Source organism: Streptomyces sp. NPDC051207, assembly GCF_040682395.1.
In the GTDB taxonomy this organism is placed as follows: domain Bacteria; phylum Actinomycetota; class Actinomycetes; order Streptomycetales; family Streptomycetaceae; genus Streptomyces.
This window is the reverse complement of the sequence record NZ_JBFBAX010000003.1, coordinates 283,781-303,863: the sequence shown is the minus strand read 5'-3', so window position 1 is coordinate 303,863 and position 20,083 is coordinate 283,781. Positions and strand designations below refer to the sequence as shown.

The window sequence follows — 20,083 nt, the reverse complement described above, 5'->3', positions numbered from 1 at the left end:
GCGAGTGCCCGTGATCCCCGCACGAAAGGTACGCGGGGGCGCCCGCGGGTGTCAGTGCCGAGGCATAGACTTCGACGCTGTCCCCCCAGACTGTCCGCAGCCCGCCGTCCGTCGTTTTCCCTGGAGGCCGAACGTGTCGAAACCGCCGTTCACGCACCTGCACGTCCACACCCAGTACTCGCTGCTGGACGGTGCCGCGCGGCTGAAGGACATGTTCAACGCGTGCAACGAGATGGGCATGGCGCACATCGCCATGTCCGACCACGGCAACCTGCACGGGGCGTACGACTTCTTCCACTCCGCGCAGAAGGCCGGAATCACCCCGATCATCGGGATCGAGGCGTATGTCGCCCCCGAGTCGCGCCGCAACAAGCGCAAGATCCAGTGGGGCCAGCCGCACCAGAAGCGGGACGACGTCTCCGGTTCGGGTGGTTACACCCACAAGACGATGTGGGCGGTCAACAAGACGGGCCTGCACAACCTCTTCCGCCTGTCCTCCGACGCGTACGCCGAGGGCTGGCTGCAGAAGTGGCCCCGGATGGACAAGGAGACCATCGCCCAGTGGTCCGAGGGCATCGTCGCCTCCACCGGCTGCCCCTCCGGCGAGGTCCAGACCCGCCTGCGCCTCGGCCACTTCGACGAGGCCCTGAAGGCGGCGGCCGACTACCAGGACATCTTCGGCAAGGACAAGTACTTCCTGGAGCTGATGGACCACGGCATCGAGATCGAGCGCCGGGTCCGCGACGGCCTGCTGGAGATCGGCCGGAAGCTCGGCATCCCCCCGCTGGTCACCAACGACTCGCACTACACGTACGCGCACGAGGCCACCGCCCACGACGCCCTGCTGTGCATCCAGACCGGCAAGAACCTCTCCGATCCCGACCGCTTCAAGTTCGACGGCACGGGCTACTACCTGAAGTCCACCGAGGAGATGTACGCCATCGACTCCTCGGACGCCTGGCAGGAGGGCTGCGCCAACACCGCGCTGATCGCCGAGATGGTCGACACCACGGGCATGTTCGAAAAGCGCGACCTGATGCCCAAGTTCGACATCCCCGAGGGGTACACCGAGGTCACCTGGTTCCAGGAGGAGGTCCGCCGCGGCATGGAGCGCCGCTTCCCCGGCGGCGTCCCGGAGGACCGCCAGAAGCAGGCCGAGTACGAGATGGACGTCATCATCTCGATGGGCTTCCCGGGCTACTTCCTCGTGGTCGCCGACTTCATCATGTGGGCCAAGAAGCAGGGCATCGCCGTCGGCCCCGGCCGCGGCTCCGCGGCCGGCTCGATCGTCGCCTACGCCATGGGCATCACCGACCTCGACCCGATCCCGCACGGCCTGATCTTCGAGCGGTTCCTCAACCCCGAGCGCGTCTCCATGCCCGATGTCGACATCGACTTCGACGAGCGCAGGCGCGTCGAGGTGATCCGGTACGTGACGGAGAAGTACGGCGCCGACAAGGTCGCCATGATCGGCACGTACGGCACCATCAAGGCCAAGAACGCGATCAAGGACTCCGCGCGCGTGCTGGGCTACCCGTACGCAATGGGCGACCGCATCACCAAGGCCATGCCCGCCGACGTCCTCGGCAAGGGCATCCCGCTGTCCGGCATCACCGACCCCAGCCACCCCCGGTACTCCGAGGCCGGTGAGGTCCGCGCGATGTACGAGAACGAGCCGGACGTGAAGAAGGTCATCGACACCGCCAAGGGCGTCGAGGGCCTGGTCCGGCAGATGGGCGTGCACGCGGCCGGCGTGATCATGTCCAGCGAGACCATCACCGACCACGTCCCGGTCTGGGTCAGGCACACCGACGGTGTGACCATCACGCAGTGGGACTACCCGAGCTGCGAGGCGCTCGGCCTGCTGAAGATGGACTTCCTGGGCCTGCGCAACCTCACGATCATGGACGACGCCGTCAAGATGGTGAAGGCCAACAAGGGGATCGACATCGATCTCCTGAGCCTGCCGCTCGACGACCCCACGACCTTCGAACTGCTCCAGCGCGGCGACACCCTCGGCGTCTTCCAGTTCGACGGCGGCCCGATGCGCTCGCTGCTGCGGCTGATGAAGCCGGACAACTTCGAAGACATCTCCGCCGTGTCGGCCCTGTACCGGCCGGGCCCGATGGGCATGAACTCCCACACGAACTACGCGCTGCGCAAGAACGGGCAGCAGGAGATCACGCCGATCCACCCCGAGCTGGAGGAGCCGCTCAAGGAGGTCCTGGACGTCACCCACGGCCTGATCGTCTACCAGGAGCAGGTGCAGAAGGCCGCCCAGATCATCGCCGGCTACTCGCTCGGCGAGGCCGACATCCTGCGCCGCGTGATGGGCAAGAAGAAGCCCGAGGAGCTGGCGAAGAACTTCGTCCTCTTCCAGGAGGGCGCCCGCAAGAAGGGCTACAGCGACGAGGCGATCCAGGCGCTGTGGGACGTGCTGGTGCCCTTCGCCGGCTACGCGTTCAACAAGGCGCACTCCGCCGCGTACGGCCTGGTGTCGTACTGGACCGCCTACCTCAAGGCGAACCACCCCGCCGAGTACATGGCCGCGCTGCTCACCTCGGTGAAGGACGACAAGGACAAGTCGGCGGTCTACCTCAACGAGTGCCGCCGCATGGGCATCCGGGTCCTCCCGCCGAACGTCAACGAGTCCGAGGCGAACTTCGCCGCCCAGGGCGACGACGTGATCCTCTTCGGCCTGTCCGCCGTGCGCAACGTCGGCACCAACGTCGTCGAGTCGATCATCAAGTGCCGCAAGGCCAAGGGGAAGTACACGTCCTTCCCGGACTACCTCGACAAGGTGGACGCGGTCGTCTGCAACAAGCGCACGACGGAATCGCTGATCAAGGCCGGTGCCTTCGACTCCCTGGGCCACACCCGCAAGGGCCTGACCGCGCAGTACGAGCCGATGATCGACAACGTGGTCGCGGTCAAGCGCAAGGAGGCCGAGGGCCAGTTCGACCTCTTCGGCGGCATGGGCGAGGAGGACAACAGCGAACCGGGCTTCGGCATGGACGTGGAGTTCTCCTCCGACGAGTGGGACAAGGCCTACCTGCTCGCCCAGGAACGGGAGATGCTCGGCCTCTACGTCTCCGACCACCCGCTGTTCGGCCTGGAGCACGTCCTGTCGGACAAGGCCGACGCGGGCATCTCCCAGCTCACCGGCGGTGACTACTCCGACGGCTCCGTGGTGACCATCGGCGGCATCATCTCCGGCCTGCAGCGCAAGATGACCAAGCAGGGCAACGCCTGGGCCATCGCCACGGTCGAGGACCTCGCCGGCTCCATCGAGTGCATGTTCTTCCCGGCGACGTACCAGCTGGTGTCGACCCAACTCGTCGAGGACGCCGTCGTGTTCGTCAAGGGCCGGCTCGACAAGCGCGAGGACGTGCCGCGCCTGGTGGCGATGGAGCTCCAGGTCCCCGACCTGTCCCACGCGGGCACCAACGCGCCCGTGGTCCTCACCATCCCGGCCACCCGGGTCACCCCGCCGATGGTCAGCCGCCTCGGCGAGATCCTCAGCCACCACAAGGGCGACAGCGAGGTCCGGATCAGGCTCCAGGGCCCGACGAAGACCACCGTGCTGCGCCTGGACCGGCACCGCGTCAAGCCCGACCCGGCGCTCTTCGGCGACCTGAAGGTGCTGCTCGGGCCGTCCTGCCTGGCGGGCTGAGCGCCCCGCGCGTGCGAGAGGGCGCACCCCGGCCGTGGGTGCGCCCTCTCGTCATGTGCCCGGGCTTCAACGGCTCGTCGCGCGGCGGTCGGTCGTGACCGGGAACGCGGCTTCCGCTGTGCCCCAAGCGCCGCTGTCAGTTGTGGCCGAAGCGCTTCTGCCGACCCTTGCGGCCGACGTCGCCGGGCGTCACCTGCGCGGCGCGGTCGTGCGCCGGTGTGTCCATCGCCGTCTGCTGCGCCGGGTCCACGCCGCGCTCGGCCTGCGACTGCTTGCGATCACGGTTCTTGTTCTTGGCCATGGTGATCTGCCTCCTGTGGGGGATCTCGGGGCCAGGGCCGGGATCAGATTCACACAGGCCGACAAAGAACGCATGTCGGGTAATTACCGTCTGTGACAAGGCGGGTCGTGCCGCGCCGGCCCGAAACGCCACGCCGAAGATCGAGTTCGGGCCGTTAACCCCCGCGTGGTCGGGCAGACTCGAAGGAAGCCCGAAGCAAACCTCCCGGAAAGAGGGTGGACCGCGTGGACCGCTGCATCGTCCTGGTGGACGCCGGGTATCTGCTGGGGGCCGCCGCCAGTCTCCTCGCCGGGGAACCGTCGCGCTCCCGCATCACCGTCGACCACACCGCCCTCATCCAGGGCCTGCGAGAACGGGCCGAGGCCGAGACCGAGCGGCCGCTGCTGCGCATCTACTGGTTCGACGGCGCCCCCGACCGCGTCCCGCAGCCCGAACACCGCAGGCTGCGCGTGATGCCCCGGGTCACCGTCCGGCTCGGCGCGCTGACCCGCAGCGACGGCCGCTGGGCGCAGAAGGGCGTGGACGCCGCGATGCACGCCGAGCTGACCGAGCTGGCCCGCAACCGCGCCTGCTCCGACATCGTCCTGGTCACCGGCGACGGCGACCTGCTGCCCGGCATGATGGCCGCCAAGGAACACGGCGTCGCCGTCCACCTGTGGGCCGTGCAGGCCGCCGACGGCGACTACAACCAGTCCGAGGACCTGGTCGCCGAGGCGGACGAACGCCGGGTCCTGGACCGCACGTGGATCACCCGGGCGGTCCGCGCGAAGGAACTCACCGCGGTGTGCGCGCCGCAGCCCGCGCCCCGGCCCGACATCGCCGCGATCCTGTCCGCGCCGCTGCCCGAGTCCGCGCTCGCCGTGCCCGAGCGGCCCGCCGACGAGACCCCGCACCGCCCGGCCGCCGCCGCGTCGAACGGCACCCAGGACCGGGCGCCCGCCGTGAAGGGCGGCGTGCCCACGCCCAAGGACCTCGCCGCCCTGCGCGCCCCCGGCCAGCCCTCCGCGCCGCACCCGACGACCGCGACGCTGCGCTGGTCCTCCGACAAGGGCTGGGTGGACCGGCCGCCCGCCGAGGCGCCGGAGGCCGCGTCGATGCCGACGCTCGCCCAGCTGACCACCGCCGAGCAGCGGTGGGCCGACCGGGAGGAGGACATCACCACCGTCGGCGGTGACCCCTTCGAGGTCGGGCAGGTCTTCGCCCGGCGCTGGGTGGAGCGGCTGGGCGACCACAGCCACCTCCAGCGGCTGTCCGGCATGTACCCGCGCATCCCGCACCGCATCGACGGGGAACTGCTCAGGTACGCCGCCCGGTTCGGGCTGCTCGCCCACAAGGACGACCAGATCGACGAGCACGACCGGTATGCCATCCGGGCCGGATTCTGGCGTGAGATCGGCGTCCGCACAGGGGTCGAACACGCCCCGGCCGCGGACTGAGACGCCCCCCGGCGCGGCCCCCGGGGACGAACCGGGCCCGCGGACCCCGTAGTCTCGTCCCTTGTGAGTAGGCGCGCGGCACAGGCGGTTCGGCACGGCGGTGACGTCGTGTGCGCGGTGCGCGGGCTGACCAAGACCTACCCGGCGGTACGGGGCAGGCGCGGCGTACCGGGCACGCCCGAGGTCAGGGCCACGGACGACGTGGGGCTCGACATCCGGGGCGGCGAGATCTTCGGGCTGCTCGGCCCGAACGGCGCCGGCAAGTCCACCCTCGTACGCCAGCTGACCGGGCTGATGCGGCCCGACACCGGCAGCGTCGAGATCCTCGGCCACGACATCGTGCGCCACCCGGAGCGGGCCTCCCGCATCCTCGCCTACCTCGGGCAGGAGTCCACCGCCCTCGACGAGCTGACCGTGTCGCTGGCCGCCGAGACCACCGGACGGCTGCGCGGCCTGGACGTGCGCAGCGCACGGGCCGAGCGGGACGACGTGCTGGAGGAACTGGGCCTCACGGGGATCGCCGGGCGCCCGCTGAAGAAGCTCTCCGGCGGGCAGCGCCGGCTCGCCTGCTTCGCCGCCGCGCTGGTGGGGGAGCGCCCGCTGCTCGTGCTGGACGAGCCGACCAGCGGCATGGACCCGGTGGCGCGGCGCGCCGTCTGGGCCGCCGTCGACCGGCGCCGCGCCGAGCGCGGCACGACCGTCCTGCTCGTCACGCACAACGTCATCGAGGCCGAGACGGTCCTGGACCGGGTCGCCGTCCTCGACCGGGGGCGGGTGATCGCCTGCGACACCCCGGCCGGGCTGAAGGAGCAGGTCGCCGGCGAGGTCCGGGTCGACCTGGTGTGGCGCGAGTCCGCCCCGCTGCACGTCCCCGAGGTCGCCGCGCTGCGGGACCACGCCGTGCGCGCGGGCCGCCGCTGGACGCTGCGGCTCGCGCCCGAGGAGGCCCGCGCCGTCGTCGCCACCGTCACGGGCGGGGCCGCCTTCGCCGCCCTGGACGACTTCACGCTGGCCACGCCCAGCCTGGAGGACGTGTACCTGGCGCTGGGCGGCGCCGCGCAGCAGGGGCTGGTGAAGGCGTGAACCTGCGGGTCCTGAGCGCGGGAGCCTCCGCGTCCGTACCGGACGGGGCGAGAGCCGGAGTCGAACCTGGTGAAGGGGAGCAGCGCGACGTGAGTGCCGTACCCGCCGATGTCCTGCCGGGCGGTGCCGTGACGGTGGGGGAGACCGTGACGAGCGCCGCCGAGCTCGGGCCGCGGGCGCGGCTGTGGCCGTCGCTGGCGGCCGTGTACCGGGCACAGCTGTCCCGGGCGCGGGTGGCGCGCATCCCGCTGCTGTTCGTGGCGACCTTCCAGTCCGTCGGCATCATGATCCTGATGCGCGGCGTCGTGGACGGCGGGGAGGAGGCGCGGACCGTCGTCGCCGGCTCCGCGGTGCTCGTCGTCGCGTTCGTCGCGCTGAACCTGCTCGCCCAGTACTTCGGGCAGCTGCGGGCCAGTGGCGGCCTCGACCACTACGCGACGCTGCCGGTGCCGCCCGCCGCGGTGGTGTTCGGCGCGGCCGGCGCGTACGCCTCCTTCACGGTGCCCGGCACCGTCGTGACCGCCGTCTTCGGGTGCGTGCTGTTCGGGCTGCCGCTGGCCCACCTGTGGATCCTCGCCGCGGTGATCCCGCTCGCGGGCGCCGCGCTCGCCGGCCTCGGCGCCGCGCTGGGGCTGCTCGCGCCCCGGCCGGAGCTGGCCACGCTGCTCGGCCAGCTCGGCATGTCGGCGGCGCTGCTGCTCGGCGTGCTGCCGCCGGAGCGGATGCCGGAGGTGGTGCGCCTGGCGCGGAACCTGCTGCCGTCGACGTACGGCGTGGAGGCCTTCGCGCGCACCTTCGGGCCCGACCCCGACTGGGCCTTCGTCCTCGGTGACCTCGCCGTGTGCGGCCTGGTCGGCGTCGTCTCGCTCGCCGTGGCGACCCGGGCCTACCGCCGGGCCGCCGTCCGGTGACACGCCGGGCGTCCGGACCTGGCACGATGTCAGGGTGACCGCACCCCATACGCCACCTCCTCCGCCGCACGACCAGTCCGCGCACCGGGCGTGGCAGCAGCCGGCCCCCGGGTACGCGGCGGACGCGCCCCGGGGAAGCGGGCTCGGCCGGTACGGGCAGGACGGCCCCGGTATGAAGACGGAACTGCGCGAGGCCGCCGTGACCACGGTCGCGGTGACGCTCGCCGGAGCGCTGCTCGGGGTGCTGTGGTGGTGGCTGGCGCCGCACGTGCCGCTGGTCGGTGACGTGTCCGACGGCAGCTGGGTGGTCTACCTCAAGGACACCGAGGGCGAGCAGGCGGTGGGCGTGGACGGAACGTTCACGCTGCTCGCGCTGGCCTTCGGCACCGTCAGCGCGGGCGTCGCCTTCCTCGCGCGGCGGCGCGGGGGAGTGCCGCTGGTGGTGGCGCTCGCCGTCGGCGGACTGCTCGGCTCGCTGCTCGCGTGGCGGCTCGGCGTGTGGCTCGGGCCCGCACAGGACGTCGTCGCGCACGCCAAGGAGGTCGGCAAGGGCGTGACCTTCTCGGCGCCCCTGAGGCTCGGCGCGAAGGGCGCGCTGCTGGCGTGGTCCCTCACGGCGCTGGTCGTCCACCTGGGCCTGACGGCGATGTTCGGCCCACGGGACCCGGAGCCGGACCCGGAGTACCAGCAGGGGCGGACGGCGGAGGGCACGCCGCCGAAGCGGTGAGCCCGGTGCGCCGGGCGGGGCGTCGCGGGGCCGGGCGCCCCGGCGCCAGGAAAGGGCTCCCTGCGGGGCGGTGCCGGGGCGGCACCCCGCCCCGGCACCGCCCCGCTGCTACTCCTTCCCGATCGGCGCCACCACCGCGTCCGTCAGTTTCGCCAGGTCGTCCGGGGACAGCTCCACCTCCAGGCCGCGGCGGCCCGCCGAGACGCAGATCGTGGGGTGCGCGGACGCCGACGCGTCCAGCACCGTGCGGAGCCGTTTGCGCTGGCCGAGGGGGGAGATGCCGCCGCGGACGTAGCCGGTGGCGCGTTCCGCGAGGGCCGGGTCGGCCAGCGCGGACCGCTTGCCGCCGACCGCCGCGGCCAGCGCCTTGAGGTCCAGCCGGCCCGCCACCGGCACGACCGCGACCGTCAAGGCGCCGTCGACGTCCGCCACCAGCGTCTTGAAGACCCGGTCGGGAGAGACACCCATCGCCTCGGCGGCCTCCTCGCCGTACGACGGGTGGGCGGGGTCGTGGTCGTAGGAGTGCACCGTGTACGTCGCCCCGGCCGCGGCGAGCGCCACCGTCGCGGGGGTGCCACCCGGCCCCTTGTCCTGCTGCTTCTTCGCCTTCTTCGCCATCCCGGCCTTTCCCTGGGAGTTGCGCGCCTCAGTTGAGGCTCGTCGGGCCGCGCGTCAGTTCAGCCGCCGGCAACGACGGAAGACTACGGAGGATCGCCGTCTCCGAGCGTAGGAGTTTCAGCTCGTCGCGCAGCCTGGACGCGGTGTCCGGCGCCTGGAGCAGCCGCTGCTTGGTCGGGGTGTCGAGCATCATCGCGGCGGCCACCAGGTACGACACCACGGACGGCTCGTCCGGCAGGTCGGCGCCGGTCGCCAGCGACCGCTCCCGCGCCCCCGCGAGCCGCTTCTGGTACTGTCGGAAGGCCCGCAGCACGCCCTCGGCCAGCGTGCCCGCCTCGTCGCCCGGGTCCTCCTCCAGGGTCTCCAGCTCGGCCGTCAGGAACGGGCCCGAGGCGTCCACCGACAGCAGCCGCACCCGGGTCGTGCCGGTCGCCAGCACCTCGAAGGTGCCGTCGGGCCGCTCCCGGATCGTCGCCGCGTCCGCGACGCAGGCCACCTTGTGGAACGCCCTGGCCGGGTCCGGGCCGAAGCCGGCGGACGGCCCGCGCTCCGGCAGCGCCGTCGGGTCGGGCATGCCGGGCGACGTGGCCGCCACCTCGTGCCCGTCGCGGATCGCCACGACGGCGAACCGGCGCGGTTCGTCCTCGGGGGTCTTCAGCAACTCGCGCATCATGGCGCGATAGCGCTCCTCGAAGACGTTGAGCGGGAGCACCAGCCCCGGGAACAGCACCGAGTTCAGGGGGAAGAGGGGGAGCCGGACGGTGGTCACGACGCAGAAGCCTAATGCTCGCCGCGGTGGGCATGTCCGCCGCGCCCACCGCGCGGGTGGCCGAAACCGGCGGCGGACAGGGCGGCGGCCACCGCGGCGCGGACCTCGCCCCGCACCCGGAGGAACCGGCCGAGCGGGTCGTCGGTGTCCCTGCGCGGCCGGTGGCGGCGTCCCTGCACGGCCGGTGCCGGCGCCGTGCGCGGCCGGTGGCGGCGGCCGGTGCCGGCCCGGCGGGTCGGTTCCTGTGGGTCAGTTCCGGTGCAGCAGTCGGGTCGCGCCCGCCGCCACCGTCGTGGCAAGTACCCAGCCCAGCAGAACCATGGCCGCGGCCAGCCACTGCCAGCCGCCGCTCAGCTGCCAGAAGCCCACCTGGCCCAGCTCGATGACCGGAAGCAGCAGGTCGAGGGCGAACAGGGCGGGGTCCCAGTCGGGGTGCTCGCCGCGCTTCAGCGGTGGATGGTCGGCCTGCGAGAAGGCGAGGGAGCCCGCCGCCCACAGCACCGCCATCCACACCACGGCCCGGCCCGGCCGGTACCCGTAGGCGACCGTCCAGTCCTGCGCGTACCCCCACAGCTTCGCGGCGAGCGGCAGGCTCTCGCGGCGCCGGCGCTGCTTGGCGAGCAGCACCTCGCGGGCGTCCTCGTCCTCGCCGCCGGCCCGCAGCACGGCGGCGAGCAGCTCGTACGGCTCGGGGTTGTACTCGGCGGTCGCGGCGGCCACCCAGGCGAGGCGCTCGGCCAGCGGGAACGGGCCGCGCGGCACCAGGTTCTCGTACGTGAAGCCGCCCATGTGCAGCCGGCCGGGGCCCGGCCAGCTGTCCGCGCGGTCCATCAGGTTGACGACCCGCGCCCCGGACAGCACCACCCGGCCGCGCTCCGGATGCTCGCTCAGGAAGCGCAGTTCGGGTGTCTGCACGCGGCGCAGCGACAGCTCCTGCTCGTCGGTGAGCGTGAACCGGGCCTGTCCGAAATCGACCGCGTCCCCGAACCGCCCGTCGTCCAGCCGCACCCCGCCCCGGCACTCGAAGCGCTGGACGCGGGTGCCCTCGGCCGGTGTCGTGCCGCTCATCAGCGGGTTCCCGAGGCCGGCCGGGGTCAGGTACAGCGTGCGCTCCACGGTCAGCTGCGGGGCGTTCAGCGCGAGACGGGTGTACCGGTTGGCCAGCCGGGCGCCGCGCAGGCTCAGCGACACGCCGACGGTGGCGCCGCGCAGGCTCAGCTCGCCGTCGGTCTCCAGCATCTCCGCCTGGAAATCCTGGCCGACGGCGAGACCGTCGGCGGCGATCGAGCGGCCGCTGCGGTCGCGGCGCACGATCGCCATGTTCAGCATCAGGTCGGTGCCTATCCGGGCGTCGGTGAGCCGTATGCCGCGGTGGAAGCGGCAGCGCGGCAGGTGCAGGTCGCCCTCCGTGTGCACGCGGGCCGCCTCCAGCCGCGGCACGTCGCAGTCCACCAGCCGGACGGTGCTGAAGCGGGCCTCCGGCAGCAGGATCTCCCGCTCGAAGCGGCAGCCCCGCATCTCCAGGTACGGCGTGACCGTGCCGCCCGCGAGGTCCAGCGAACCGCTGATCTGCACGCCGACCAGCTTCAGCGACGACACCCGGCCCGCGAGCGCGGGCGGCCCGTCCAGCAGCAGCCAGCACACGATGCGGGCCCGCACGGTCCGCTCAAGGCCCCACGGGTGCCCGCCGTGCGGGTCGTCCACCTGCGGGTCCCCGCTGCTCAGGTCGTAGACGCTGCCGTTGCGGAAGGCCTGCCACATGCCGGCCTCGGCGGCGGTCAGGTCGTCGGGCAGATCTCCGGCGCGGACGCCCGCCCCCTCGTTCACAGCAATCCCCCCTTCCCCTGCTACTCGCGAGTCGGTGTCTTCGTACACGTGTTCATGCCCGCTGAGTGACGAACTGAACACAAAAAGTCACGGAAAGTAAGGGCGACTTTCCGGCTCGCCCGAGGGTGCCGCACCGGCCGGGGAGGGGGGTGGCAAAGGGGCACGTATCAGCCATTGATACGCGCGGACGGTGCTCGTCGCGGGTCTGAGAGAATTGAGCACGTGATCTCCCGAATCGATCTGCGCGGCGACGCCCTCCCCGAGGGTCCCGCCCTGCGCGAGCTGCTGCCCCGAGCCGACTTCGACGTCTCGGCCGCCCTCGAGAAGGTGCGTCCGATCTGCGAGGACGTGCATCATCGCGGCGACGCGGCGCTGATCGACTTCGCCGAGCGGTTCGACGGCGTCAGGCTCGATCAGGTGCGGGTACCGGCCGCCGCGCTCACACGCGCCCTGGAGGAACTGGACCCGGCCGTCCGCGCGGCCCTGGAGGAGTCCGTCCGCCGCGCCCGCCTCGTCCACCGCGCCCAGCGCCGCACCACCCACACCACGCAGGTCGTGCCCGGCGGCTCGGTCACCGAGAAGTGGGTGCCGGTCGAGCGTGTCGGCCTGTACGCGCCCGGCGGCCGGTCGGTCTACCCGTCGTCCGTGATCATGAACGCCGTGCCCGCCCAGGAGGCCGGCGTGGAGTCGATCGCGCTCGCCTCACCGGCGCAGGCCGAGTTCGGCGGCCTGCCGCACCCGACGATCCTCGCCGCGTGCGCCCTGCTCGGCGTGGACGAGGTGTACGCCGCGGGCGGCGCCACCGCCGTCGCGATGTTCGCGTACGGCACCGAGTCCTGCCCGCCCGCCAACATGGTCACCGGCCCCGGCAACATCTGGGTCGCCGCCGCCAAGCGCTACTTCACCGGCCGGATCGGCATCGACGCCGAGGCCGGCCCCACCGAGATCGCGGTCCTGGCCGACGCCACCGCCGACCCGGTGCACATCGCCTCCGACCTGATCAGCCAGGCCGAGCACGACCCGCTGGCCGCCGCCGTCCTCGTCACCGACTCCCCGGAGCTCGCGGAGGCGGTCGAGAAGGAGCTGGAGCCGCAGATCGCCGCCACCAAGCACGTCGACGACCGGATCGTCCCCGCCCTCAAGGGCAGGCAGTCCGCGATCGTGCTGGTCGACGGCGTCGAGGAGGGTCTGCGAGTGGTCGACGCCTACGGCGCGGAGCACCTGGAAATCCAGACGGCCCGGGCCGCCGAGGTCGCCGAGCGCGTCAAGAACGCCGGCGCGATCTTCGTCGGCCCCTGGGCACCCGTCTCCCTCGGGGACTACGCGGCGGGCTCCAACCACGTCCTGCCCACCGGCGGCTGCGCCTGCCACTCCTCCGGCCTGTCCGTCCAGTCCTTCCTGCGCGGCATCCACATCGTGGACTACACCAAGGACGCGCTGGCCGAGGTCGCGCACCACGTGGTGACGCTGGCGGAGGCGGAGGACCTGCCCGCGCACGGCGCGGCGATCAAGGCCAGGTTCGACTGGAAGGTGCCGGAGAGCCAGTGAACATCCGGATCGAGGATCTCCCCGTACGGGACGAGCTGCGCGGCAAGTCCCCCTACGGCGCGCCCCAGCTGGACGTCCCCGTCCGGCTGAACACCAACGAGAACCCCTACCCGCTGCCCGAGCCGCTGGTCGAGCGGATCACCGAGCGGGTCCGCGAGGCCGCCCGGCACCTCAACCGCTATCCGGACCGGGACGCGGTCGAGCTGCGCACGCAGCTCGCCAGGTACCTGACCGACACCTCCGGGTACGAGGTCGGTCGTGCCAACGTCTGGGCGGCCAACGGCTCCAACGAGGTCATCCAGCAACTGCTGCAGACCTTCGGCGGGCCGGGCCGCACGGCGATCGGCTTCGAGCCGTCGTACTCGATGCACGGCCTCATCGCGCGCGGCACGGGCACCGGCTGGATCTCCGGGCCGCGCGGCGAGGACTTCACCATCGACCTCCCGGCCGCCGAGAAGGCCATCGCCGAGCACCGGCCGGACGTCGTCTTCGTCACGACCCCCAACAACCCCACGGGCAACGCCGTCCCGCCCGAGACGGTCCTCGCCCTGTACGAGGCGGCGCAGGCGGCGAAGCCGTCCATCGTCGTCGTGGACGAGGCCTACGTCGAGTTCAGCCACGGCGACTCGCTGCTGCCGCTCATCGACGGCAGGCCCCACCTGGTGGTCTCCCGCACCATGTCGAAGGCGTTCGGCGCGGCCGGCCTGCGCCTGGGCTACCTCGCCGCGCACCCGGCCGTCGTGGACGCCGTCCAGCTGGTCCGGCTGCCGTACCACCTGTCGGCCGTCACCCAGGCGACCGCGCTGGCCGCCCTGGAGCACACCGGCACCCTGCTCGGCTACGTCGAGCAGCTGAAGGCCGAGCGGGACCGGCTGGTCACCGAACTGCGCGCGCTGGGCTACGAGGTGACGGCGTCCGACGCCAACTTCGTGCAGTTCGGGCGGTTCGGCGACGCCCACGAGGCATGGCGGCGGATCCTCGACCGGGGCGTCCTGGTCCGGGACAACGGCGTACCGGGATGGCTGCGCGTCACCGCGGGCACCCCGGCAGAGAACGACGCGTTTCTCGACGCGGTACGTGAGTTGAAGAAGGAGCTGGACGCATGAGCCGCGTTGGGCGCGTGGAGCGCACCACCAAGGAGACGTCGGTGCTGGTCGAGATCGACCTCGACGGCACCGGCAGGACCGACATCGCCACCGGGGTCGGCTTCTACGACCACATGCTCGACCAGCTCGGCCGGCACGGTCTGTTCGACCTGACCGTGAAGACCGAGGGCGACCTGCACATCGACTCGCACCACACCATCGAGGACACCGCCCTCGCACTGGGCGCCGCCTTCCGGCAGGCCCTCGGCGACAAGGTGGGGATCTACCGCTTCGGCAACTGCACCGTCCCGCTGGACGAGTCCCTCGCCCAGGTCACCGTCGACCTGTCCGGCCGCCCCTACCTCGTGCACACCGAGCCCGAGAAGATGGCGCCGATGATCGGCGAGTACGACACGACGATGACCCGGCACATCCTGGAGTCCTTCGTCGCGCAGGCGCAGATCGCGCTGCACGTGCACGTGCCCTACGGACGCAACGCGCACCACATCGTGGAGTGCCAGTTCAAGGCCCTCGCCCGGGCCCTGCGCTACGCGTCCGAGCGTGACCCGCGCGCGGCCGGCATCCTGCCTTCCACGAAGGGCGCGCTGTGACCGGGCTGTCGACCCTGCTGATCTTCGTCGGGCTGTTCCTGCTGGGCGGCGTGATCTCCTTCGCCAAGCAGCAGATGCCCAAGAGTCTGATCGTGCTCCTCTCCATCGGCGCCGCGATGTGCCTCGTCGCGGGCGTCCTGAGGCTGGAGGTGTGGAATTGAGCGCCAAGAGCGTCGTCGTCTTCGACTACGGCTTCGGCAACGTCCGCTCCGCCGAGCGCGCCCTCGCCCGCGCGGGCGCCGACGTCGAGATCACCCGTGACTTCGACAGGGCCATGAACGCCGACGGGCTGCTGGTGCCCGGCGTCGGCGCGTTCGCCGCCTGCATGACGGGCCTGAAGGGGGCGCGCGGCGACTGGATCGTGGACCGGCGGCTGTCCGGCGGGCGCCCCGTGATGGGCATCTGCGTCGGCATGCAGATCCTGTTCGCGCGCGGCGTCGAGCACGGCGTGGAGGCCGAGGGCCTCGGCGAGTGGCCCGGCTCGGTCGAACCGCTCCAGGCCGACATCGTGCCCCACATGGGCTGGAACACCGTGGCGGCACCGGCCGGCTCCCAGCTGTTCGCGGGCCTGGACGCGGACGCGCGGTTCTACTTCGTGCACTCCTACGCCGTGCACGAGTGGCAGCTGGAGGCGCACAACCCGACCCTCGCCGCACCGAAGGTCACCTGGACCACGCACGGCAAGCCCTTCGTGGCGGCCGTGGAGAACGGTGCCCTGTGGGCGACGCAGTTCCACCCCGAGAAGTCCGGCGACGCCGGAGCCCAGCTCCTCACCAACTGGATCGAGACCCTGTAGAGATGAGCACGCTCGAACTCCTCCCCGCCGTCGACGTCCGCGACGGCCAGGCCGTCCGCCTCGTGCACGGCGAGTCCGGCACCGAGACCTCCTACGGCCCCCCGCTGGAGGCCGCCCTCGCCTGGCAGCGCGCGGGCGCCGAGTGGCTGCACCTCGTGGACCTGGACGCCGCGTTCGGCACCGGCGACAACCGCGAGCTGATCGCCGAGGTCGCCGGGGCGATGGACATCAAGGTCGAGCTGTCCGGCGGCATCCGCGACGACGACACGCTCGCCGCCGCCCTCGCCACCGGCTGCACCCGCGTGAACCTCGGCACGGCCGCCCTGGAGACCCCCGAGTGGGTCGCCCGGGTCATCGCCGAGCACGGCGACAAGATCGCCGTCGGTCTCGACGTACGCGGCACGACGCTGCGCGGCCGCGGCTGGACCCGCGACGGCGGCGACCTCTACGAGACGCTGGAGCGCCTCAACAAGGAGGGCTGCGCGCGGTACGTCGTCACGGACATCGCCAAGGACGGCACCCTGCAGGGCCCCAACCTGGAGCTGCTGAAGAACGTCTGCGCGGCGACCGACCGCCCGGTGGTCGCCTCCGGCGGCGTCTCGTCCCTGGACGACCTGCGCGCCATCGCCGCGCTCGTCCCGCTCGGTGTCGAGGGCGCGATCGTCGGGAAGGCCCTGTACGCGAAGGCGTTCACCCTGGAAGAGGCCCTGGAGGCGGTGGCCCAGTGAGCGACGTACGACGCGTCACGACCGGAGCGCCCTGGGAGGACACGTTCGGCTACTCCCGGGCGGTGCAGCTCCCCAACGGCCTGGTGCTGGTCTCCGGCTGCACGTCCGTCGTGGACGGCCAGATCGCCGGGGGCGACCCGTACGAGCAGACCGTCAACGCCTTCAACGTCGCGTTCCGGGCGCTGGAGGAACTCGGCCTCGGCCGCGAGGACGTCGTACGGACCCGCATGTACATCACGCACGCCCGGGACGTGGACGACATCGGGCGCGCCCACAAAGAGCTGTTCGACGCGATCCGGCCCGCCGCGTCCATGATCATCGTTTCGGGCTTCGTGGACCCCAGCCTGGTCGTCGAGGTCGAGGTGGAGGCATTCCGCTCCGGCACAGGACACGGAGCGTCCGCATGACCCTGGCCGTACGAGTCATCCCCTGCCTGGACGTGGACAACGGCCGGGTCGTCAAGGGCGTCAACTTCCAGAACCTGCGCGACGCGGGCGACCCCGTCGAGATGGCCAAGGTGTACGACGCCGAGGGCGCCGACGAGCTGACGTTCCTGGACATCACGGCCTCGTCCGGCAACCGCGAGACGACCTACGACGTGGTGCGGCGCACCGCCGAGCAGGTGTTCATCCCGCTGACCGTGGGCGGCGGTGTGCGCACCGCCGAGGACGTGGACAAGCTGCTGCGCGCGGGCGCCGACAAGGTGGGCGTCAACACGGCCGCCATCGCCCGGCCCGAGCTGATCCGGGAGATCGCCGAGCGGTTCGGCCGGCAGGTGCTGGTGCTGTCGGTGGACGCGCGGCGCACGCCGTCCGGCTCCTTCGAGGTGACCACGCACGGCGGACGCCGGGGCACCGGCATCGACGCCGTGGAGTGGGCGCACCGGGCCGCCGAGCTGGGCGCGGGCGAGATCCTGCTCAACTCGATGGACGCGGACGGCACCAAGGACGGCTACGACCTGGAGATGATCGCGGCCGTCCGCAAGCACGTGAGCGTCCCGGTGATCGCCTCCGGCGGCGCCGGCAAGCTGGCCGACTTCGCGCCGGCCGTCGACGCGGGCGCGGACGCGGTGCTCGCGGCGTCGGTGTTCCACTTCGGCGACCTGCGGATCGGCGAGGTCAAGCAGGCGCTGCGCGAGGCCGGGCAGCCGGTCAGGTAGCGCGCGGTTCCCGGCCCCGGCCGCTCCTGCGGCGGGCCGGGGCTTTTCCGATCCGAAATACGAAAGGGAAGTTGCGCAAAATAAGTTGTGCAAGTTTCCCTTCGTATCTACGGTGGGTGCATGGCAAGCAAGGAGAACCGGCGGATCACCGACATGGGCACGCTCAAGGCGCTGGCCCACCCCCTGCGGATGCAGCTGTACCGGCTGCTGTACGTCAACCGCACGGCCACCGCCTCACAGCTCGCCGACCAGGTCGACGAGGCCGTCTCCCTGGTCAGCTACCACCTGCGCAAACTCGCCGACCACGGCCTCATCGAGGAGGCCGAGCCGCAGAGCGGCGACGGGCGCGAGCGGTGGTGGCGGCCCGCGTCGGACGGCCTCAGCATCCACGACGAGGACTTCAGCGACGCCCCCGAGAAGGCCGCCGCGCACACCGCCGCCTCCCGGCTCATCTATGAGCAGCGCAGCGAGCTGTACCGCCGGCACCTCGACGCACGGCCCCACTGGAGCGCCGAGTGGAAGCGGGCCTCCTTCGATTCGGAGTACCTGGCCCGGCTCACCGCCGCCGAACTCGCCGAGCTGTCGGGGGAGTTGCACGCACTGCTGAAGAAGTACGACCAGAAGGGCCGCGCCGCCGAGGCCGCCGGCGACACCGAGGGGCGCGAGAACGTCGCGCTGCACGTGTACGGGTTTCCGTTCCGGGTCTGAGTCCGCGCCGGCGTCTCGTTCCGTGTCCGACCCCGTCTCCGAGAGGACGTCCGCCCGTGACCGCGACACTCCTGAGCAAGGCCCCCGTCTCCGGCCGACCCGCCCACCGGGACGGCAACGTCCTGCGCTGGGTCGGCGCCTACACCGCCTCGATGGTCGGCGACCACATGTACTACCTCGCGCTGTCCTGGGCGGCCGTCAGCGCCGGTACGCCCGCGCAGGCCGGGCTCGTGATGACGGCGAGCGCGGTGCCGCGTGCGCTGCTGATGCTGGGCGGGGGAGTGATCGCCGACCGGTTCGGGCCGCGCCGGGTCGTCATCGGCAGCGACGCCGTGCGCTAAGCGGCCGTCCTCGCGGTGGCCGCCCTGCTGTTCCTCACCGAACCGGGACTGTGGCCGCTGGCCGCGCTGGCCGTGGTGTTCGGCACCGTCGACGCCGTGTTCCTGCCCGCCGTGGGCGCCCTGCCCGCGCGGATGACGAGCCGGGACCAGCTCGCGCGGGTGCAGGGCATGCGCGGGCTCGCCGTCCGCGTCGCGGGCGTGGTCGGCGCCCCGCTGGGCGGCCTCGCCGTGGCCCTCGGGGGCGCGCCCACGGCCTTCGTCCTGTCCGGACTGCTGATAGCGGTGTCGATACCGCTGCTGATCAGCGTCCGCGTCCGCGAGCTGCCGCCGGACGGCACGCTGACCGCAGGCGCAGGCGCCGCACCCGCCGGTCCCACGGCCTGGGCCGACCTTCGCGACGGCCTGCGCTACGTCCGCCGCCACCGCGTGCTCGCCCCCCTCATGCTGGCCATCGCCCTCGGGGACCTCGGATTCGTCGGGCCGTTCAACGTCGGGCTGACCCTGCTGGCCGACGAACGCGGCTGGGGCGCCACCGGCATGGGCTGGGTGCTCGCCGGGTTCGGCACCGGCGCCGGGCTCGCCTCCCTGCTGCTGACCGTGCGGGGGCGCCTGCCGCACGCCGGGTACGTCGTGGCATGCACGCTCCTGCCCGGCGCCGCCGCCATCGGATACTTGGCCCACGCACCCGGCATCGGCGCCGCCACCGGCACCGCGCTGGTCGTCGGGCTGCTCGCCGGGCTCAGCGGCGCCCTGTGCGGGGCGCTGCTCCAGACCCACTCCGAGCCCGCCCGCCTGGGTCGCGTCACCGCCGTGGCGAGCCTGGTCAGCCTCGGTCTCGCGCCGCTCGGCATGCCGGTGGCCGCCGCCGCGATCGGCGTCTGGGGCACCGGACCGGTGTTCGTCACCAGCGCGGTCGTGTGCGGCCTCGGCGGAGTCGTCGTGCTGTGCTTTGGCGACCTGCGGCGCGCCGAACTGCCGCGCTGACACCGCCGGTTCTGCGGCCGGGCCGCCCCGTCGGCCCCGGACCCGGCCCGGTCGAGGGCGGTCCAGGGCCGGGCCGGTCTCAGATCCCGAGCTGCTTCGACCCGTACAGCTGGGCGATCGCGTCCGGGTCGCCGTCCGTGTCGACCTTGGCCGCGCCCTGCCGGCCGTAGGCGAACAGCACCAGCTCCGACGGCTCGCCGGTCACCGTCACCACGGGCGTGCCGCGCCGGGCCACCGCCGTCTGCCCGTCCGGCCGGCGCAGCACCAGTCCGGTCGGCACATTGCGCCCCATCAGCCGGGCCGTGCGCTCCAGCCGGGACCACAGCGCGTCCTGGAAGACTCTGTCGAGCTCGCGCGGCGTCCAGTCCGGCTGGGCCCGCCGCACGTCCTCCGCGTGGACGTAGAACTCGACCGTGTTCGACATCTCGTCGATCTGCTTCAGCGAGAACGGCGAGAAACGCGGCGGGCCGGTACGGATCAGCTGGATCAGCTCCTCGTACGGCTTCGCCAGGAACTCCGCCGTCACCCGTTCAAGGCGCGGCGCGAGCTGCTTGACCAGCAGGCCGCCCGCCGCGTCCGGACGGCGCTCGCGCACCACCACGTGCGCGGCCAGATCACGCGTCCGCCAGCCCTCGCACAGAGTCGGCGCGTCCGGGCCCGCGGTCTCCAGCAGGTCGGCGAGAAGGAGTCGTTCACGCTTCGCATGGGTCGACATGCCGCCAGCCTACGACCGCCTCCCGGGTCCGCACAGTGGACGTCCGGCCGGACATGCGTGCGC

General features: G+C 72.4%; 20 protein-coding genes and 1 pseudogene. 15 read left to right on the top strand and 6 right to left on the bottom strand.

The window, feature by feature from the left end:
- Positions 1-133 precede the first annotated feature (133 nt).
- The gene (gene dnaE, locus AB0M97_RS04925; RefSeq protein WP_365959301.1) at positions 134-3,673 is read left to right on the top strand and encodes a DNA polymerase III subunit alpha; all 3,540 of its coding nucleotides are present in this window, start codon (positions 134-136) and stop codon (positions 3,671-3,673) included.
- Positions 3,674-3,809: 136 nt separating this feature from the next.
- On the opposite strand, the gene AB0M97_RS04920 is transcribed toward dnaE, so the two are convergent.
- Positions 3,810-3,974 carry a hypothetical protein gene (locus AB0M97_RS04920; RefSeq protein ID WP_365959300.1) on the bottom strand — a complete coding sequence of 55 codons (165 nt, stop codon included), beginning with the start codon at positions 3,972-3,974 and terminating at the stop codon, positions 3,810-3,812.
- 224 nt (positions 3,975-4,198) lie between these two features.
- Between AB0M97_RS04920 and AB0M97_RS04915 the strand changes: the two genes are divergently transcribed.
- The 4 genes from AB0M97_RS04915 to AB0M97_RS04900 all read left to right on the top strand — a co-directional run bounded on the left by AB0M97_RS04915 (position 4,199) and on the right by AB0M97_RS04900 (position 8,131).
- Positions 4,199-5,410 (top strand): NYN domain-containing protein, encoded by a 1,212-nt coding sequence (locus AB0M97_RS04915; protein ID WP_365959299.1) that lies wholly within the window; start codon positions 4,199-4,201, stop codon positions 5,408-5,410.
- Positions 5,411-5,518: 108 nt separating this feature from the next.
- Positions 5,519-6,493 carry an ABC transporter ATP-binding protein gene (locus AB0M97_RS04910; RefSeq protein WP_365959365.1) on the top strand — a complete coding sequence of 325 codons (975 nt, stop codon included), beginning with the start codon at positions 5,519-5,521 and terminating at the stop codon, positions 6,491-6,493.
- 89 nt (positions 6,494-6,582) lie between these two features.
- Positions 6,583-7,404, top strand: coding sequence for an ABC transporter permease (locus AB0M97_RS04905; RefSeq protein ID WP_365959298.1), 822 nt, complete (start codon positions 6,583-6,585; stop codon positions 7,402-7,404).
- Positions 7,405-7,438: 34 nt separating this feature from the next.
- Positions 7,439-8,131: an AAA family ATPase gene (locus AB0M97_RS04900; protein WP_365959297.1), complete on the top strand. Its 693-nt coding sequence runs from the start codon at positions 7,439-7,441 to the stop codon at positions 8,129-8,131.
- A 108-nt stretch (positions 8,132-8,239) separates the two neighbouring features.
- Here AB0M97_RS04900 and ybaK read toward each other — a convergent pair whose 3' ends face one another.
- The 4 genes from ybaK to AB0M97_RS04880 all read right to left on the bottom strand — a co-directional run bounded on the left by ybaK (position 8,240) and on the right by AB0M97_RS04880 (position 11,345).
- Positions 8,240-8,749, bottom strand: coding sequence for a Cys-tRNA(Pro) deacylase (gene ybaK / locus AB0M97_RS04895; protein ID WP_365959296.1), 510 nt, complete (start codon positions 8,747-8,749; stop codon positions 8,240-8,242).
- A gap of 28 nt (positions 8,750-8,777) precedes the next feature.
- Positions 8,778-9,518, bottom strand: a complete 741-nt coding sequence (locus tag AB0M97_RS04890) for an LON peptidase substrate-binding domain-containing protein (protein WP_365959295.1) — start codon at positions 9,516-9,518, stop codon at positions 8,778-8,780.
- Between the two features lie 11 nt (positions 9,519-9,529).
- The gene (locus AB0M97_RS04885; RefSeq protein WP_365959294.1) at positions 9,530-9,697 is read right to left on the bottom strand and encodes a hypothetical protein; all 168 of its coding nucleotides are present in this window, start codon (positions 9,695-9,697) and stop codon (positions 9,530-9,532) included.
- Positions 9,698-9,767: 70 nt separating this feature from the next.
- The gene (locus AB0M97_RS04880) at positions 9,768-11,345 is read right to left on the bottom strand and encodes an oxidoreductase (protein ID WP_365959293.1); all 1,578 of its coding nucleotides are present in this window, start codon (positions 11,343-11,345) and stop codon (positions 9,768-9,770) included.
- 222 nt (positions 11,346-11,567) lie between these two features.
- Here AB0M97_RS04880 and hisD point away from each other — a divergent pair, with 222 nt between their 5' ends.
- The 10 genes and pseudogenes from hisD (at position 11,568) to AB0M97_RS04830 (ending at position 19,305) form a co-directional block, all read left to right on the top strand.
- Entirely contained in the window at positions 11,568-12,893 is a 1,326-nt protein-coding gene (gene hisD, locus AB0M97_RS04875) for a histidinol dehydrogenase (RefSeq protein ID WP_365959292.1), read from the top strand.
- Positions 12,890-13,999, top strand: a complete 1,110-nt coding sequence (locus AB0M97_RS04870; protein ID WP_365959291.1) for a histidinol-phosphate transaminase — start codon at positions 12,890-12,892, stop codon at positions 13,997-13,999. The genes hisD and AB0M97_RS04870 overlap by 4 nt, the downstream gene beginning before the upstream one ends.
- Positions 13,996-14,589, top strand: a complete 594-nt coding sequence (gene hisB, locus AB0M97_RS04865; RefSeq protein ID WP_365959290.1) for an imidazoleglycerol-phosphate dehydratase HisB — start codon at positions 13,996-13,998, stop codon at positions 14,587-14,589. Before AB0M97_RS04870 ends, hisB begins: the two co-directional genes overlap by 4 nt.
- The gene (locus AB0M97_RS04860; RefSeq protein ID WP_365959289.1) at positions 14,586-14,750 is read left to right on the top strand and encodes a hypothetical protein; all 165 of its coding nucleotides are present in this window, start codon (positions 14,586-14,588) and stop codon (positions 14,748-14,750) included. The genes hisB and AB0M97_RS04860 overlap by 4 nt, the downstream gene beginning before the upstream one ends.
- Positions 14,747-15,385, top strand: a complete 639-nt coding sequence (gene hisH / locus AB0M97_RS04855) for an imidazole glycerol phosphate synthase subunit HisH (protein WP_365959288.1) — start codon at positions 14,747-14,749, stop codon at positions 15,383-15,385. Before AB0M97_RS04860 ends, hisH begins: the two co-directional genes overlap by 4 nt.
- Positions 15,386-15,387: 2 nt before the next feature.
- Complete coding sequence (gene priA, locus AB0M97_RS04850) at positions 15,388-16,113, top strand: bifunctional 1-(5-phosphoribosyl)-5-((5-phosphoribosylamino)methylideneamino)imidazole-4-carboxamide isomerase/phosphoribosylanthranilate isomerase PriA (protein ID WP_365959287.1); 726 nt, start codon at positions 15,388-15,390, stop codon at positions 16,111-16,113.
- Positions 16,110-16,520 carry a RidA family protein gene (locus AB0M97_RS04845; protein ID WP_365959286.1) on the top strand — a complete coding sequence of 137 codons (411 nt, stop codon included), beginning with the start codon at positions 16,110-16,112 and terminating at the stop codon, positions 16,518-16,520. Before priA ends, AB0M97_RS04845 begins: the two co-directional genes overlap by 4 nt.
- Complete coding sequence (gene hisF, locus AB0M97_RS04840) at positions 16,517-17,272, top strand: imidazole glycerol phosphate synthase subunit HisF (protein WP_365959285.1); 756 nt, start codon at positions 16,517-16,519, stop codon at positions 17,270-17,272. The genes AB0M97_RS04845 and hisF overlap by 4 nt, the downstream gene beginning before the upstream one ends.
- 120 nt (positions 17,273-17,392) lie before the next feature.
- Complete coding sequence (locus AB0M97_RS04835) at positions 17,393-17,980, top strand: helix-turn-helix domain-containing protein (protein ID WP_365959284.1); 588 nt, start codon at positions 17,393-17,395, stop codon at positions 17,978-17,980.
- Positions 17,981-18,036: 56 nt separating this feature from the next.
- Positions 18,037-19,305: pseudogene (locus AB0M97_RS04830) on the top strand (MFS transporter).
- Positions 19,306-19,384: 79 nt separating this feature from the next.
- Here AB0M97_RS04830 and AB0M97_RS04825 read toward each other — a convergent pair.
- Positions 19,385-20,020 carry a TIGR03085 family metal-binding protein gene (locus AB0M97_RS04825; protein ID WP_365959283.1) on the bottom strand — a complete coding sequence of 212 codons (636 nt, stop codon included), beginning with the start codon at positions 20,018-20,020 and terminating at the stop codon, positions 19,385-19,387.
- Positions 20,021-20,083 lie beyond the last annotated feature (63 nt).

Bases quoted from the DNA above. Each gene is read 5' to 3' on its own strand.
- AB0M97_RS04920 (WP_365959300.1), bottom strand. From the start codon at position 3,974: ATGGCCAAGAACAAGAACCGTGATCGCAAGCAGTCGCAGGCCGAGCGC.
- ybaK (WP_365959296.1), bottom strand. From the start codon at position 8,749: ATGGCGAAGAAGGCGAAGAAGCAGCAGGACAAGGGGCCGGGTGGCACC.
- hisB (WP_365959290.1), top strand. From the start codon at position 13,996: ATGAGCCGCGTTGGGCGCGTGGAGCGCACCACCAAGGAGACGTCGGTG.
- priA (WP_365959287.1), top strand. From the start codon at position 15,388: ATGAGCACGCTCGAACTCCTCCCCGCCGTCGACGTCCGCGACGGCCAG.
- hisF (WP_365959285.1), top strand. From the start codon at position 16,517: ATGACCCTGGCCGTACGAGTCATCCCCTGCCTGGACGTGGACAACGGC.
- AB0M97_RS04835 (WP_365959284.1), top strand. From the start codon at position 17,393: ATGGCAAGCAAGGAGAACCGGCGGATCACCGACATGGGCACGCTCAAG.
- AB0M97_RS04825 (WP_365959283.1), bottom strand. From the start codon at position 20,020: ATGTCGACCCATGCGAAGCGTGAACGACTCCTTCTCGCCGACCTGCTG.